We start from the raw sequence: 16583 nt of genomic DNA, 5'->3' as shown, positions 1-16583 counted from the left end.
CGAAAGCAAGAAATTAATCAAATATTACTTATAAAAACGAATAAACATTATCACATAGATAAATAATTATTGATTGTTTTGGAAAATATTCATCTTATGATAAGATAATATCTATGGGGACAAAGGAGTTTGTGTATGGTAGCAACAGTGATTTTATTTTTATTAGTTGTCGTTATGGGATTTTATCTCATTTATTATCTTTATGATATTTATCAACATCGTGATTGTTTAGAAAAACATACCTCTTGTGTTAAAACAGGAGCTTTTGGTTTTATTTGTTTGTTTTTTGATGTTTTAGGGATTGGAGCATTTGCTCCACATACAACACTTTATCATCGTTTTCATCAAGTTGATGATTATTTAATACCAGGAACGCTTAATGTTGGTAATGCCATTCCAACAATTATTCAAGCTTTAATTTTTATACAATTAGTGAAAGTCGATACATTAACACTTGTTACAATGCTATTGTCATCTGTAATTGGTTCTTATTTAGGTGCTTCTATTGTAGCAAAAATGGATGAACGTAAGATTCGTTTAAGTATGGGAATTGCTTTATTGATAACTGCTTTGTTTATGTTTTTAAGTGCCATTGGAGTGATGGATATTGGTGGCAATGCCATGGGACTAACAGGTATAAAGCTTTTTGTAGCTATTGTGATTAATTTTATCTTAGGAGCCTTAATGACAGTTGGGGTAGGACTTTATTCACCATGTATGGCATTGGTTTCTTTATTGGGAATGTCACCAACGATTGCTTTTCCTATAATGATGGGTTCATGTGCTTTTTTGATGCCTGTCTGTGGTGTGAAATTTATTCAAAGTGGGATGTATAATCGTAAAGCAGCTTTGTCATCTACAATTGCTGGGTCAGTTGGGGTACTGTTAGCAGCTTTTATTGTGAAGTCATTACCTTTACAAGTTCTTCGATGGGGAGTTGTTGTAGTGGTTATTTATACAGCTTGTTCAATGTTAAAGCAGGTTTAAAGAAAAGTAATGAATAGGGCAGTTGCCCTTTTTTGATTAGAGGGTAGTTTTATTGCTTTTTTGTCTTGAATTTTATATAATGGAGACGACAAATAGGAATGATTGATTTTGAGAAATATGGGGATTGTTTTTGGATAGGGAATATGAAAGAGGACAGATTATGGCAAATTATACACAACGAGCAATTATCCAAACATTTCAAGATATGCTTAAAGAAATGCCATTTGATAAAATAACTGTATCAGCTATTGTTGCTAGATGTGATATTAGTTCTAATACGTTTTATTATCATTATCATGACATTTATGATTTGTTAGATACATGGCTACATATTAGAGAAATTAAATATTTTGAAGAAAAAGATTTGAATCTTTATTGGAAAGATGCTTTAAAGATGATTTTTCATGATGTTCAAGATAATCCTGATATTGTTAATCATATATTTAATTCGATTTCTAGAGATCGTATAGAAAAGTATGTTTTTGATACTTTAGATGTTATTGCTTTTCATTTGGTTCAAAAAAAAGATGTGGATAAAGTATTAAGTGAAGATAATCAACATATGATTGCGAGTGCATGTTGTTATATGTTATTAGGTTTCTTGATTAAGTTTATTTGGAATGGCATGAAGGATGATGTTGATGAATCAATTGAAGAATTAAATGATATTTTTGAAGGAACAATTGAACATATTATTAATAAAGAAAAAAAGAAAATAGATAAATAAAGGGTTTTGTCTAAATTTTGATGAATTTAAATGATTTCTACTAAAATAGTAGAAATCGTTTTTTTTCACAGTGGTAAGTGTTTTGTTTATCTTCTATACTTGAATTATGAAAAAAACGTAGATATCAAATATTTTTTAGATAGATGAACCTACATAAAATTCATAAACAAACAAGGAGGGTTTATTATGGATATTTCAAAAACACTAAAAAAATTTGGACTTGAACAGGCATTTCATTACCTTTATAAAGATCCAGATACAAACATGTTAAAACTTATGGATTGGGCGGATAAATTTGCAGGAGATGAATTTATACCACAACGTAAACTTGTAAGAGAGGCAATGACAGATCCAAATCATCCTTACTATCCTTTTATTCATCGTATTATTAATGATATTGATCCACATGTTATGCAAACAACAGCCGTTAACTTCTTTATTAATGCGGCTTTAGCAGGTTGGCCAAAACAAGAAGCCAATCGTGAAAAATATCAATGCAATATACCTTGGACTATTTTATTAGATCCAACATCAGCTTGTAATTTACATTGTACAGGATGTTGGGCTGCTGAATATGGAAATAAACTTAATTTAACTTATGATGAAATTGATAATATTATTTCACAAGGAAAAGAATTAGGAATTTATATGTATATATATACTGGTGGAGAACCACTTGTACGTAAAGATGATTTAATTCGTCTATGTAAGAAGCATTCTGATTGTGTCTTTTTATGTTTTACGAATGCAACATTGATTGATGAAGCTTTTGCTGATCAGATGTTAGAAGTTGGAAACTTTGTTCCAGCTATTTCACTAGAAGGTTTTGAAGATGCAACTGATGGTCGTCGTGGTGAAGGGGTTTATCAAAAAGTTATTCATGCGATTGAATTGCTGCATCGTAAAAAATTGATTTATGGGATTTCTGCTTGTTATACAAGTGCGAATTTTGATTCAATTACTTCTGAAGAATTTTATGATAAATTAATTGAAATGGGAGTTTATTTTATTTGGTATTTTCATTATATGCCAGTTGGAAATGATGCTGTTCCAGCATTAATGCCAACCCCTAAACAGCGTGAAGAAATATATCATAGAATCAGAAAATATCGTGTGGAAAAACCATTATTTGCGATTGATTTTCAAAATGATGGTGAATATGTTGGTGGCTGTGTTGCTGGTGGTCGACGTTATTTACATATTAATGCAAATGGTGATGTTGATCCATGTGTCTTTATTCACTATTCAGATTCAAACATTAGAGAAAAGACTTTGTTAGAAATCTTACAATCACCAATTATGATGGCTTATCATAATGCGCAGCCTTTTAATGAAAATATGTTAAGGCCATGTCCAATGTTAGAAAATCCTGAATTTTTACGTGCGATAGTCAAAGAATCAGGAGCCCATTCAACAGATTTACAATCTCCAGAATCAAGTGAGCATTTATGTTCAAAATGTGATCAATATGCTCAAAACTGGAAACCTGTAGCTGATGAATTATGGCAAAAGAGTCAAAATGATAAAGACAGTGATGATTAATCATCTCAAATCACCACCACTGAATAAAGGTTGTGGTGATTTTTTAATAAAGAGGAAGTGAAATCATGCAAACCGCGATTGTAACTGATAGTAATAGTGGAATCTTTGAAAAAGAAGCAAGTGAAAAAAATGTTTTTGTTGTGGCAATGCCAATTATTATTGAAGGAAAGACTTATTATGAAGGTGTGAATCTTGATCATATTCAGTTTTTTCAGGTTTTAGCAAATCATCGCAAGGTTTCAACATCTCAGCCGTCACCTTTTGAAGTTGAAAATCTATGGAATCATATTTTTGAACTTGGTTATGATGAAATTGTATATATTCCTATGTCCAGTGGTTTAAGTGGCTCATGTGAAACAGCCCTTGCTTTAGCTCAGGATTATCATGGTCGTGTTGAAGTTGTTAATAATCATCGTATTTCAATAACTTTAAAGCATTCTGTTGAAGATGCTATTGGATTAAGAAAATTAGGATATAATGCTCATCAAATTAAAAAGAGGTTGGAGGAAACTGCATATAATTCAATTGTTTATGTTGGTGTGAGTACATTAGAATATTTAAAAGCGAGTGGGAGAGTGACACCTGCTGGGGCAGCGATTGGAACGATTTTAAGTATCAAACCATTATTAATCATTAAAGGTGAACGATTAGATGCTTATGCAAAAGTAAGAGGGACATTGAATTGTCAAAGAAAACTTATTGAGGCTATGCACTTGGCTGTTCAAGAACTATCAAAAGATGGTGCACGTTTAAGAATAAGTGTGACAGGTAGTTATGAAAATCAAGAAGATACAGACAAATGGGTTGATTTAGTGAGAAAATCATTTGATCAATATGATGTAGAATATAATCCACTCACAATGAGTGTGAGTGCTCATGTTGGTCCATGTGCATTTGGTATGGGAATCAGTCAAGCAATAGAAAAATAATAAACCTTAAAGGAGGTCAAATATGAAAAAGTATTTTACATCTGAATCAGTGACTTGTGGTCATCCAGATAAAGTGTGTGATCAAATTGCTGATAAAATACTGGATGAAATTTTACTTCAAGATCCAAATGCAAGAGTAGCCTGTGAAGTAACATGTACAACTAATCAAGTTCATATTTTTGGAGAAGTCACAACAACTGCAAAAGTAGATTATGTTGAGGTTACAAAAGAAGTCATTAATGAAATTGGTTATACTGCAATGAATAGAGGTTTTGATGGAACGAATTGCCAGATTATTGTTGATTTAGATGAACAATCTCCAGATATTGCTTTAGGAGTCAATCGTTGTTATTCATCAGAAGAATTGGATAATGGGGCAGGTGATCAAGGAATGATGTTTGGCTATGCTTGCTGTCAGACACAACATTATATGCCTTTACCAATTGAACTTGCTCATGCGCTTGCTAAACGTCTGGAACTCGTTAGAAAGACGGGTGAACTTGCTTATCTTTTGCCAGATGGAAAAACTCAGGTCACAGTTGAATATGAAAATAATCAGCCAGTACGTATTTCCACAGTCGTTGTTTCTAGTCAGCATCGAGAAGATGTAGATATTGCGACTTTACGTGAAGATATTACCAGTCATGTGATTTTACCTACATTACCACAAGATATGCTTGATCATCAAACCCAGATTTTTATCAATCCTACAGGACGATTCGTCGTTGGTGGACCAGCTGGGGATTCAGGATTAACGGGAAGAAAGTTAATTGTTGATAGTTATGGTGGATATGCACGTCATGGTGGTGGAGCTTTTTCTGGTAAAGATGCAACGAAGGTTGATCGAAGTGGGGCTTATATGGCTAGATATATTGCTAAAAATATTGTGGCAAGTGGATTGGCTGATGAATGTGAAGTTCAATTAAGTTATGCGATTGGATTAGCTCAACCTGTCTCACTTTATATTGATACATATCAAAGTGAAAAGGTTCCTCAATCTGAAATTTATCAATCAATTTTAAATCTTGTAGATTTACGACCAGCAGCTATTATTAAACGTTTTCAATTAAATAAACCAATTTACTCTAGAGTCGCTTGTTATGGTCACTTTGGCAACAATGCATCGACAATGCCTTGGGAACAAACGGATTTAGTGAAACCATTACAAAAACTATTAAATAAAAGGTGAGGGAAAGATGAAAGAATTTTATAAACATATGCGAATATGCTCAATCATTGTGAGTCTTTGTACATTAATATTAGGAATAATTATGATCATCAAACCAGATGTTTCAGCACTTTTGATTTGTTATATTTTAGCTTTTTTGATGTTAGTGAGTGGTATTTATGAAATTATTCGTTATTTTAAATTGGGTGTTATGGGGTTGTTTTTTCGATTTGATTTAGGCTTAGGTCTATGTAATTTATTAATTGGTCTCTTATTATTGATTCATCCTCATGGTGTATTGATTTTTCTACCTATTGCTATTGCTTTATCAATGTTAATTGAAAGTGTTTTTGATATACAATTAGCAGTAGAAATGAAGGATTATCAAATGCGAGATTGGTGGTTATCATTGGTTTTAGGATTAATTGGGATTATTGTTGCAATTTTATTATTGATGAATCCAATGGAAGGATCAATAGCTTTAATTATCTTATTAGGGATTTCTTTAATGATTCATAGTATTCAAAGTTTATATTTTATCTTTTGTATTTCACGCTTTGTAAAAGATTATGATGCAGATCATATCATTGAAGCAAAGTGGAAAACTATTGATAAATAGAAGGCAACCGAGAGGTTGTTTTTTCTTTTTTTAATGATTTATAAAAAAAATGTGGAACCGATATCATATTTTTAATAAAATCTATTGACAATTATATTGTAAAGCGCTATACTACAATCAAGGAACCGGTACCATAATGAAAATGGAGGAGAAAACATATGGATTATAGTCAAGATGCGAAACAAATTGTTAAAGCAGTCGGTGGTAAAGAAAACATTCAGTCAGTTGCGCACTGTGCAACACGTTTACGTTTTGTCTTAAATGATGAAGCGAAGGTTGATGAAAAAGCAATTGATGCAATTGAAGTTGCAAAAGGAACTTTTTCAACAAATGGTCAATATCAAATTATTATTGGAGCAGGAACAGTCAATATGGTTTGTGATGAAATCTTAAAGATTTTGGGGAATCAAGTGAATGAATCTAGTGACAAGCAACCACAAAAACAAGAAGGTCATTATGTTCAAAGAGCCGTTAAATTATTAAGTGATATTTTTGTTCCAATTATTCCAGCTATCGTTGCTGGTGGGTTATTGATGGGATTATATAATGTCTTAAGTGCACCATTCTTTGGTGATGGTCAATCTATTATGACAATGTATCCACAATTAAGTGGTATTGCCTCAATGTTAAATACATTTTCTAATGCACCATTTACTTTTTTACCAGTCTTAATTGGTTTTAGTGCAACGAAGAAATTTGGTGGAAATCCTTTCTTAGGGGCAGCAATGGGGATGATTATGGTTCACCCTGATTTATTAAATGCTTATTCTTTAGGGACTGGGGCTGAGATTCCTGCTTGGAATTTATTTGGTTTAGCTATTCCAGCAGTTGGATATCAAGGAACAGTTTTACCAATCTTACTAGTTTCATTTATTCTTGCAACAATCGAAAAGAAATTGCATAAAGTGACACCAAGTTGGTTAGATAACTTAACAACACCATTACTTTCTATTATGGTTACAGCATTTTTAACATTCTTATTCGTTGGTCCAGCAATGCGTACTTTAGGTGATTGGATGTCAATGGGAATTTCATGGATTTATAACACTTTAGGATTTGTTGGTGGAGCAATCTTTGGTGGATTCTATGCACCAATTGTTATTACTGGTATGCATCATAGCTTTATTGCGATTGAAACACAATTAATTGCTGATGCTGCAACAACAGGTGGAAGTTTTATCTTTGTCACTGCTTCAATGAGTAACGTGGCACAAGGGGCTGCGGTCTTAGCTGTATTATTATTAACTCAAAATGAAAAGATCAAATCATTATGTAGTGCTTCAGGAATTTCAGCATTACTTGGAATTACTGAACCAGCAATGTTTGGTGTGAACTTAAAATTACGTTATCCATTTATTGCAGCATGTATTGGTAGTGCATGTGGGTCAGCTTGGATTGCATTTACAAAAACATTAGCTCAATCTTTAGGAGCAGCAGGGATTCCTGGATTTATCTCAGTATTACCAAGTCATTATTTAGATTTTGCGATTGGATTAGTAATCTCAATGGTTGTAGCTTTTGCCTTTACAATTATTTTAGGAAAACGTCAATTAGCTAAAGAAGCTGTTGAAACAACTCAAGACAATCAAGAAGTTATTGAAATTGCTGAAAATATTGAAAATGATGCAACTGTTGCTTTACCATTAAGTGGTGAAGTTAAAGAAATTAGTGAAAGTAGTGATGGTGTCTTTGCTGCAAAAACAATGGGTGACGGAATTCTTGTTATTCCTAGTGATGGAAAAGTATATGCTCCTGATGATTGTCGTATTGAATTTGTATTTCCAACAAAACATGCGATTGGATTAACAACTACACAAGGAATCGCAATGCTTATCCATTGTGGAATTGATACAGTTCAATTAGAAGGAAAACCATTTGTTACACATGTTGAACAAGGGGATATGGTTAAAAAAGGAACATTAATGTTAGAGTTTGATATTGATGAAATTCAAAAATCTGGTTATTCAATTGAAACACCAGTTCTTGTAACAAATTTACCAGCAGATAAGAAATTAGAAATGCTTGTGAAAGGTGATAATCAATATGGATGTGAAGCAATTAAAATTACTGAATAAAGAATTATCAATGAATCAAGAAGAATATCAAAAAAAATATCAAGAATATGCTTCTCAAAGAGAAAAAGTGAAACAAGATCCATGGCGTTTACATTACCATCTGATGCCAGAAACAGGTTGGGTGAATGATCCAAATGGCTTATGTCAATTCAAAGGAACCTACCACATCTATTACCAATATTCACCTTTCGATGTTGAAGGCCAAACAAAGTTATGGGGACATATGACAAGTTCAGATTTGCTTCATTTTAAACAAGGAGAACCAGTCTTGTTCCCTGATTCTCGAGTTGATGAAAGAGGAGTTTATTCAGGCTCAGCTTTTATCAAAGATGATACAATTCATTATTTCTATACAGGTAATGTGAAATTAATTGATAAAGAATATGATTATATTTATGCTGGACGTGAACAGAACTTAGTTCATGTAGAAAGTCAGGATGGTTATCATTTTTCTGATAAAGAATGGTTATTAAATCAAAATGATTATCCTCAAGAAATGAGCTGTCATATTCGTGATCCTAAGATTTATGAAAAAGATAATCGTTATTATATGGTTTTAGGCGCAAGATCAATGGATGATCAAGGTTGTGTTTTAATTTATGAAGGAACTGATTTAAAAGATTGGCAATATAAAATGTGTATCACAACAAATGAATCATTTGGTTATATGTGGGAATGTCCAGATTTATTTGATTTAGATCACCAACAATTCTTACTCACTTGTCCTCAAGGTTTACCACATGTTGGTTATCGTTATGAAAATGTTTATCAATCAGGATATTTTCCTATTGAAATAGATTTTAAAAATCAAACATATACATTAAAAGATTTCAGAGAATTAGATTATGGATTTGATTTCTATGCTCCGCAAACATTTGAAGATGAACAAGGACGTCGTATTTTAATTGGTTGGATGGGACTACCAGATATTGATTATACAAATCCAACTTGTGAAAGAGGATGGCAACATGCATTGACAATGCCACGTGTATTGACTCAACAAAATGGAATAATTCATCAAAGTCCAGTTGAGGAAATGAAAGCCTTACGTCAATCACATACTCAAACAACTGTTTCAAACTTCAATGATTGTCACTTGAATGGTTATGTCTTTGAAATGCGTATAGCAATTCAAAAATCAGATGATTTTATCTTACAATTAAGAAAAGGGGCATATTTAAAATATGACCAATCATCAAAATTATTAACTTTAGCATTTGAAGAATGTGGATATGGTCGAGATGAACGTCATATTGAATTAGAAACAATAAACAATATTTGGATTTATTCTGATACTTCAGCATTAGAAATATATATTAATGATGGAAGTTATGTTTTAACAAGTCGTGTCTATTCACTAGAAAATGAAGATAATATTCAATTTATAAAAAGTCATATGGAAGCAACTATAGATTTCTATAAACTTTCTTCTATCATTGTTAAATAAGCTATTATCAATGACAATAGATATCGTAATTATGATATTTATTGTCATTTTCCTTTTGATATATCATGACAATTATAAAAGCTTTCGATATAATGAAAACATGGAAGGAATGATGACTTTGGAATTTCAAGTTGAAACATATACTGGAAAATATATTCAAAAAACAAATAATCATCTTTATATTGCACCAAGTGAAGCTTTGAAAGATATTGTTGCTCATTATACAATTACTTTTCAAAATCCAAATCATTTGATTGGTGAAAATCAAGTGCTTCATCTTATTCCCGATGTAAGTGGTTGTTTTGTTTTTAAATTCTATGATCCTTTAAGTATTATGGTTTGGGGTCCTACGACTAAAATCGTAACAGTTAAAAATGATTTAAATACGTTTCCATGTCGTTTCTTTGTTGAATTTTTACCAGGAGGATTATATCAGGTTTTAGGTCAATCTATTGATTCACTTTTGGATAAAAAGATTGAACTTTCAATAATGAACTCAAAGCTTTATCAAACCATAACAAAAGCCATTGAACATATGAATACATTTGATGAAATGGTTGACTTTATTGATATGTTGTTATGTCGTGAAGTTGCCAAAAATAACATTCCTGAAATTATTTTAGAATCTTTAAAATTGATTGAAACTCATCATGGACAACTTTCTATTTTAGAATTAACCAATCAATTACATAAAAGTGAACGTCAATTAAATCGTTATTTTCATCAATATATTGGTATGGGAATAAAGAAATATTCAAGAATAGTTAATGTAAATCATCTGATTCAAGAAATCAATCAAAAGAATTTATTAGATTTAACATATGAATATGATTATTTTGATCAATCACATTTTAATCATGTTTTTAAACAGATTTGTGAAACAACACCAACTCATTATCTTCAAAACATGTCCGATTTTTACAATGAATTATATAAATTTTCATTAAAATAGAAGATAAGGAGGAAAGCTATATGATTGAATCAAGATGTGGTATAAAATGTAGTGAATGTGAATACAAAGAATCATTGGGATGTCAAGGGTGTTTAAACATTGTGAAGCCTTTTTGGGGTGAAGCTTGTTCGATTAAAGATTCTTGTGAAAGTCGAGGTTATCAACACTGTGGTGAATGTGACAACTTTCCTTGTGATACATTAAAAGCTTTTGCTTATGATGAAAAACAAGGAGACAATGGATTAAGAATTCAACAATGTGAGATATGGAGGAATGAATAAATGAAATATTCAGGGAGTATGTTTGTGGTTGATAATCGTGAAAGAACAATTCAATTTTATAAAGAGATTTTAGGCTTAAGAGTAACAGTTGATTTTGGGGCAAATTTTACGATGACAGGTGGTATAAGTTTTCAGACCAGAGAGAGTTGGATAGAGTTTATTAATTGTGATAGTCAAGATATTCATTATCGTGGTCGTGATGCAGAAATTTATTTTGAAACAGAAGATTTAGATGGATTTTTAACTTTACTTCATTCTAGAGATGATATTGAATATGTTCATCCATTAAAGACTCATGATTGGGGACAAAGGGGAATCCGTTTCTATGATCCTGACTATCATATTATTGAAGTCAGTGAAACGTTAACACAAGTTTGTCGTCGTTTCCAAGCTCAAGGAAAGAGTGTTGAAGAAATTTCTGCAATAACCATGTTATCACCTAAAGTGATAAATAGAATGTTAAAATAAAATGGCTTCAACAAAAGAATATGTTGATTATATCTTACAACAATTATCACTTTTAGAAGATATAAAATGTCGCCCTATGATGGGAGAATATTTAATTTATTATCGCTTAAAAGTGATTGGAGGAATTTATGATAATCGTTTCTTAATAAAAGATGTTCCTTCAGCAGAAGATATTTTACCCAAAGTTATTTATGAAATTCCTTATCCTAAAGCTAAAAAGATGATATTGGTCAATATTGTAGAAGATCCATATTTACTTAAAAAGCTTATCGAATCTATTTACGATGAATTACCAATGCCTAAAAAGAAAAACTGACTCGTGTGCGAAAGCACACTTTTTACTTTCTTCATTTTATTATGAGAGTATAATGGAAATAAGGAAGTGATGATTATGGATAAAGATTTACAAAATATATTTTTAAGATTATCAAAGTCACAATTTAGAAGTCGTTTTCATCTTCAACCAAAAGATTTTGATTATATTGATAAAAAGGGGATAGAAACCATTCAACAACATGCCTATGATTTTATCAATAAACGATTAGCGCCAGCTAAAATAATTAATGATGGAAAACAAACACCGATGCGTGGACATCCAGTTTTTATAGCACAACATGCTACGGCAACATGTTGTCGAGGATGTTTATATAAATGGTATTATATTCAAAAAGGAAAAGATTTAACGAGTGAACAAGTTGATTATATAGTTGCGGTTATTATGGAATGGATAAAAAGAGAATTGCAAAGAAAGGAAAGTGGAAAGTATGTATAAAGTGATTTATCATATTGATGAAAGAGAAAAATGGTCATTAACATTAGGGAATGTTACTAATATGATTGTTTATTATCAAGCACATCATATAGATTATCAAATTGAAGTTTTAGCGAATAGTGTAGCTGTCTGTGACTATCTTAAAGGGAGTACATTTCAATCACAGATTCTATCCTTAATAGAAAAGAAAGTTATCTTTGTAGCTTGTCATAATGCTATGGAGGCTCACCATATTTTAGCAGAACAATTGATGGAAAATATTCAAGTTGTTGATGCTGGAGTTGTTGAATTGGTGACAAAACAAAGTGAAGGATTTGCTTATATTAAGCCATAGAAAGGATAATAAGAGTATGAGATGTTGTTTAAAATCACTTTATTTATGTGTGGAAGATATGGAAAGAGCTATTTGTTTTTATGAGGATTTATTTGAACAATCTGTGACTTTGAAAGATGATATTTATTCAGTGTTTGATATTCATGGTTTTCGTTTAGGTTTGTTTGCTTATCGTAAGATGAATGAAAAGCATCTTTATGGAAATAATTGTTTACCAAGTATTGAGTTTGAAAATTTAGAACTTCTAAAAAAGATTATAGATAACCATCAAGTTGTTTTTCCTTTAACAAAGATTCACGATAATTGGGTATGTGAAATAAAAGATAGTGAAGGAAACTGTATAGAAATAACAGCACCAGTAGGTTAAGATTATGAATGATTTGTAGAGGGTAAAATAAGGTTTATAATTGGAGGATAAGATGAAAAAGATAGAAGAATTAAGTGGATGTCTTGAACAAGATGTTTCGATTGTGTTGGATAGATATCATAAAGAAAAAACAAAAGAACATGTTTTTCAAGTGGCTAAAAAGAGTGTAGCCTTAGCAAGACAGTTTCATGTAGATGAAAGAATTTGTTTTGAAGCAGCTTTATTACATGATATAAGTGCAATTGTTTCACCTTTAGAAATGCTTGAGATAGCTAATGAGTATGGTTTGTTATTGGATCCTGCTGAAAAGAAATATCCTTTTTTGCTTCATCAACGGATTTCAGTCATATTTGCTAAAGAATTTTTTAATATTGATGATGAAGATGTATTGAGTGCAATTGGTTGTCATACGACTTTAAAGGCTCATCCGAGTGTTTATGATATGATTGTTTTTTTGGCTGATAAGATAGCTTGGGATCAACAAGGAGAACCACCTTATTTAGCTATGTTGGAAAAGGATTTAGAAATATCTTTACAAAAGGCTTGTTTTGATTTCATTGAGATGCAATGGAAAGAAGGACGTTTATTGTATCCTCATCAGTGGATAAAGGAAGCTTATGCTGATTTGCAAGAATATATGAATCATTGTAGTGAATAGGTATTTTCATAAGCGAAAGTGCCTTTTTATTTTTTTCGTTTCTTGAAAGTGATACAATAAGAAAAAAGGAGGAATAAAAAAATGCGTGGAATTTATTCATCAGTGACAGATATTAGAAGAAAGATTTTTACTGAAATTGCTAGAATGGCTTATGATGGAGATTATTCAGTTATTGAAGAATTACCATTTAAGATTATTCCCGGTGAAGTTGCAACTTATCGTGAAAGTATTTTCTTGGAACGTGCAATCGTTGGGGAAAGGTTAAGACTAGCAATGGGGCTTCCTTTGCGTAAGATAGATCAGCATACTTTATTATCAAATGGGATTAGTGAAAGTGCAATTGCTGAAAAGTATTATGAACCTCCACTTATTAATATTATTAAATTTGCTTGTCATGCTTGTCCAGATAATATTGTGAAAGTGACAGATGCTTGTCAAGGATGTTTAGCTCATCCTTGTCGTGAAGTTTGTCCAAAGGGAGCAATTGAAATTGTAAATGGTCGTAGTGTTATTGATCAGGAAAAATGCATTAAATGTGGATTATGTATAAAAAGTTGTCCATATAATGCTATTATGAAATTAGAAAGACCTTGTGCAAAGGCTTGTGGTATGGATGCTATTAGAACAGATGAAAACGGACATGCTGATATTGATTATGATAAATGCGTATCTTGTGGTATGTGTTTAGTCAATTGTCCTTTTGGGGCAATTAGTGATAAAGGACAGATTTTCCAACTTATTACAGCCATGAAACGTGGTTATAAAGTTTATGCAGCTGTTGCGCCAGCTTTTGTTGGTCAATTAGGACCAAAAGTAACTCCAGAAAAACTAAAAGGAGCAATGAAAGCATTAGGTTTTGAAGATACTATTGAAGTAGCAGTTGGGGCAGATTTATGTACGATTGAAGAAGCTGAAGATTTCTTAGATAAGGTTCCAGAAAAGCAACCATTTATGGGAACATCTTGTTGTCCAGCTTGGTCAGTCATGGCTAAAAAATTATTCCCAGAATTTAAACCTTATATTTCAATGGCATTAACCCCAATGGTTTTAACTGCTCGTATGATAAAAAAAGAACATCCTGATTGTAAAGTTGTTTTTGTTGGCCCATGTGCAGCGAAAAAGCTAGAGGCTTCTCGTAAATCAGTGAGAAGTGATGTGGATTTTGTATTAACTTTTGAAGAAATCATGGGTATGTTTGAAGCTAAGGATATTCATTTTGAAGATTTAACTGAGATTGATGAATTAAGTGAAGCAACTGCTGATGGTCGTGGCTTTGCTGTGAGTGGTGGTGTTGCGCAAGCTGTTGTCAATTGTATTCATGAAAAGTATCCTGATAAAGAAGTCAAAGTTCATGCTGAAGAAAGTTTACGTAACTGTCGTAAGATGTTACAAGATGCTAAAAAAGGTGTTTATGATGGATACTTATTAGAAGGTATGGCTTGTCCAGGTGGATGTATTGCTGGAGCGGGAACTTTACAGTCAATTGTCAAAGCTAAAAATGCAGTCAATCGATTTAAGAACAGTTCTCAAAAGAAAGTCTCATCGGAAAGTCAATATGCTCATAAATTAGATGATTTGGTTGAAGATTAAATTATGAAAAAATTGATTGTTGAAACAACCAAACAAGAAAGAAAAGATTATGTTCAAAAGTTATTTCATTGTCATAATGGAGATTGTGACAATTGTGGGGTTTGTCAAATCTTTAAAGGTGTTTCACCACAAGTTGTATTTCAGGATTATATTGAAGGAAAAAGAGAATTTCAAGATATTGCAAAAGAGTTTCATCGATAAACTCTTTTCTTTTTACGAAATTCATTTTTGTACAAGGATAAAAAGATGTATAATAGTGTACACTAAGGGGGAGTTTTTGTGGGTGTAGAGGAAAATAATTTTGCCAGAGGGACAATGTCATCACATATTATTCATCTTGCTGGACCGATGATTGTCGCTCAGCTGATTAATGTTTTATATAATGTCATTGATCGTATTTATATTGGAAGAATACCTGAAGTTGCTACTTTAGCAATGGGTGGTTTAGGTTTATGTTTACCTTTAATATCAATTATTATTGCTTTTGCAAATCTGTTTGGTATGGGTGGTTCACCACTATGTTCGATTGCAAGGGGAAAAGGAGATATTGATGAAGCAGAAGAAATTATGGGTAATTCTTTTACTTTATTGATTCTTTTTTCTATTTTGATTATGGTTATTGGTTTTCTTTTTAAAGAAGATTTATTATGGTTATTTGGAGCAAGTGAAAATACGATTGGTTATGCTAATGATTATATGAGTATTTATTTGTTTGGAACTTTCTTTGTTTTGATTGGATTAGGGATGAATAGTTTTATCAATAGTCAAGGGTTTGCAAAAATTGGGATGATGACGGTTATGCTTGGAGCAGTTACGAATATTATTTTGGATCCTATCTTTATTTTTGGTTTATCTTTAGGGGTTAAAGGAGCAGCTATTGCGACTGTCTTTTCGCAGTTTGTTTCGGCTGTTTGGACATTTCATTTTCTAACTGGGGATAAGACGATTTTAAAGATTAAAAGAGAAAAGATGAAATTAAAAGCTTGTCATGTGAAAAGGATTTTTTCTTTAGGAATGGCTGGTTTTATGATGGGAATCACTAATTCAATTGTCACAATTGTATGTAATTCAACTTTACAAAGTTATGGGGGAGATTTGTATGTTGCGATTATGACAATTATTAATTCTATACGTGAAGTGATTTCCTTACCAGGACAAGGTTTGGCTAATGCTTCACAACCTGTTTTAGGATTTAATTATGGTGCTAAGCAATATCAAAGAGTTTTACAAGGTATGAAGTTTGTAACGATTGCTTCTTTAGTGACAAGTTTGTTGTTATGGGGGTGTGTGACATCATTACCAGAATTATTTATTCGTATTTTTAGTCATAATCAAGATATTATTAGTCATGGGGTTGTTTCAATTCGTCTTTATTTCTTTGGCTTTTTTATGATGTCTTTTCAAATGACAGGACAAGCTATTGCTGTGGGATTAGGTAAATCTAAACAGGCAGTTTTCTTTTCAATTTTTAGAAAGGTTATTATTGTTGCTCCATTAACAATTATTTTACCTCGTTTTATTGGAATTAATGGAGTCTTTATTGCTGAGGCAATTAGTAATTTTATTGGTGGAGGAGCTTGTTATATAACGATGTTATTGACAATTGGGAAAGAGCTTATGAAAAAGAGTAAAGAAGTTGATTTAATAAAATAATGAGTTGCATATTT

19 protein-coding genes are annotated in these 16583 nt (G+C 31.7%); all 19 read left to right on the top strand.

What is annotated here, in order from left to right; genetic code table 11:
- Positions 1-135 precede the first annotated feature (135 nt).
- The 19 genes from EDD60_RS04420 (at position 136) to EDD60_RS04330 (ending at position 16569) form a co-directional block, all read left to right on the top strand.
- Positions 136-987 (top strand): sulfite exporter TauE/SafE family protein, encoded by an 852-nt coding sequence (locus EDD60_RS04420; protein ID WP_066447792.1) that lies wholly within the window; start codon positions 136-138, stop codon positions 985-987.
- 160 nt (positions 988-1147) lie between these two features.
- Positions 1148-1714: a TetR/AcrR family transcriptional regulator gene (locus tag EDD60_RS04415; protein WP_066447791.1), complete on the top strand. Its 567-nt coding sequence runs from the start codon at positions 1148-1150 to the stop codon at positions 1712-1714.
- A 186-nt stretch (positions 1715-1900) separates the two neighbouring features.
- Positions 1901-3256 carry a radical SAM protein gene (locus EDD60_RS04410; RefSeq protein WP_066447788.1) on the top strand — a complete coding sequence of 452 codons (1356 nt, stop codon included), beginning with the start codon at positions 1901-1903 and terminating at the stop codon, positions 3254-3256.
- Between the two features lie 65 nt (positions 3257-3321).
- Positions 3322-4185, top strand: a complete 864-nt coding sequence (locus EDD60_RS04405) for a DegV family protein (RefSeq protein WP_066447786.1) — start codon at positions 3322-3324, stop codon at positions 4183-4185.
- Between the two features lie 22 nt (positions 4186-4207).
- Positions 4208-5374, top strand: coding sequence for a methionine adenosyltransferase (metK, locus tag EDD60_RS04400; protein ID WP_066447784.1), 1167 nt, complete (start codon positions 4208-4210; stop codon positions 5372-5374).
- 7 nt (positions 5375-5381) lie between these two features.
- Positions 5382-5972, top strand: coding sequence for an HdeD family acid-resistance protein (locus EDD60_RS04395; protein ID WP_066447775.1), 591 nt, complete (start codon positions 5382-5384; stop codon positions 5970-5972).
- Positions 5973-6130: 158 nt separating this feature from the next.
- The gene (locus EDD60_RS04390; protein ID WP_066447773.1) at positions 6131-8047 is read left to right on the top strand and encodes a sucrose-specific PTS transporter subunit IIBC; all 1917 of its coding nucleotides are present in this window, start codon (positions 6131-6133) and stop codon (positions 8045-8047) included.
- Positions 8016-9494 carry a glycoside hydrolase family 32 protein gene (locus EDD60_RS04385; protein WP_207905291.1) on the top strand — a complete coding sequence of 493 codons (1479 nt, stop codon included), beginning with the start codon at positions 8016-8018 and terminating at the stop codon, positions 9492-9494. Before EDD60_RS04390 ends, EDD60_RS04385 begins: the two co-directional genes overlap by 32 nt.
- 118 nt (positions 9495-9612) lie before the next feature.
- Positions 9613-10446 (top strand): helix-turn-helix domain-containing protein, encoded by an 834-nt coding sequence (locus EDD60_RS04380; protein ID WP_066447794.1) that lies wholly within the window; start codon positions 9613-9615, stop codon positions 10444-10446.
- A gap of 20 nt (positions 10447-10466) precedes the next feature.
- The gene (locus EDD60_RS04375) at positions 10467-10727 is read left to right on the top strand and encodes a DUF3795 domain-containing protein (RefSeq protein WP_066447770.1); all 261 of its coding nucleotides are present in this window, start codon (positions 10467-10469) and stop codon (positions 10725-10727) included.
- Positions 10728-11195 carry a VOC family protein gene (locus EDD60_RS04370; protein ID WP_066447766.1) on the top strand — a complete coding sequence of 156 codons (468 nt, stop codon included), beginning with the start codon at positions 10728-10730 and terminating at the stop codon, positions 11193-11195.
- 1 nt (position 11196) lies between these two features.
- On the top strand, positions 11197-11511 hold the full coding sequence (locus tag EDD60_RS04365) for a TfoX/Sxy family protein (RefSeq protein ID WP_066447763.1): 315 nt from the start codon (positions 11197-11199) through the stop codon (positions 11509-11511).
- A 75-nt stretch (positions 11512-11586) separates the two neighbouring features.
- On the top strand, positions 11587-11967 hold the full coding sequence (locus EDD60_RS04360) for a DUF4186 domain-containing protein (RefSeq protein WP_243646630.1): 381 nt from the start codon (positions 11587-11589) through the stop codon (positions 11965-11967).
- The gene (locus tag EDD60_RS04355; RefSeq protein ID WP_066447761.1) at positions 11960-12301 is read left to right on the top strand and encodes a DsrE family protein; all 342 of its coding nucleotides are present in this window, start codon (positions 11960-11962) and stop codon (positions 12299-12301) included. Before EDD60_RS04360 ends, EDD60_RS04355 begins: the two co-directional genes overlap by 8 nt.
- Before the next feature lie 16 nt (positions 12302-12317).
- On the top strand, positions 12318-12668 hold the full coding sequence (locus tag EDD60_RS04350; RefSeq protein ID WP_066447757.1) for a VOC family protein: 351 nt from the start codon (positions 12318-12320) through the stop codon (positions 12666-12668).
- Between the two features lie 52 nt (positions 12669-12720).
- A complete protein-coding gene (gene yqeK, locus EDD60_RS04345; protein ID WP_066447750.1) occupies positions 12721-13326 on the top strand; it encodes a bis(5'-nucleosyl)-tetraphosphatase (symmetrical) YqeK in 606 nt (201 codons plus the stop codon).
- Between the two features lie 81 nt (positions 13327-13407).
- On the top strand, positions 13408-14916 hold the full coding sequence (locus EDD60_RS04340; protein ID WP_132226233.1) for a 4Fe-4S dicluster domain-containing protein: 1509 nt from the start codon (positions 13408-13410) through the stop codon (positions 14914-14916).
- A gap of 3 nt (positions 14917-14919) precedes the next feature.
- Positions 14920-15117 carry a hypothetical protein gene (locus EDD60_RS04335; protein WP_066447743.1) on the top strand — a complete coding sequence of 66 codons (198 nt, stop codon included), beginning with the start codon at positions 14920-14922 and terminating at the stop codon, positions 15115-15117.
- A gap of 78 nt (positions 15118-15195) precedes the next feature.
- Positions 15196-16569 carry an MATE family efflux transporter gene (locus EDD60_RS04330; RefSeq protein WP_066447740.1) on the top strand — a complete coding sequence of 458 codons (1374 nt, stop codon included), beginning with the start codon at positions 15196-15198 and terminating at the stop codon, positions 16567-16569.
- Positions 16570-16583: the final 14 nt, after the last annotated feature.

It is taken from the genome of Longibaculum muris, assembly GCF_004343035.1.
Classification (GTDB): domain Bacteria; phylum Bacillota_I; class Bacilli_A; order Erysipelotrichales; family Coprobacillaceae; genus Longibaculum; species Longibaculum muris.
Note: the sequence above shows the minus strand (reverse complement) of the source record. Positions and strands in the feature narration are given on the sequence as shown.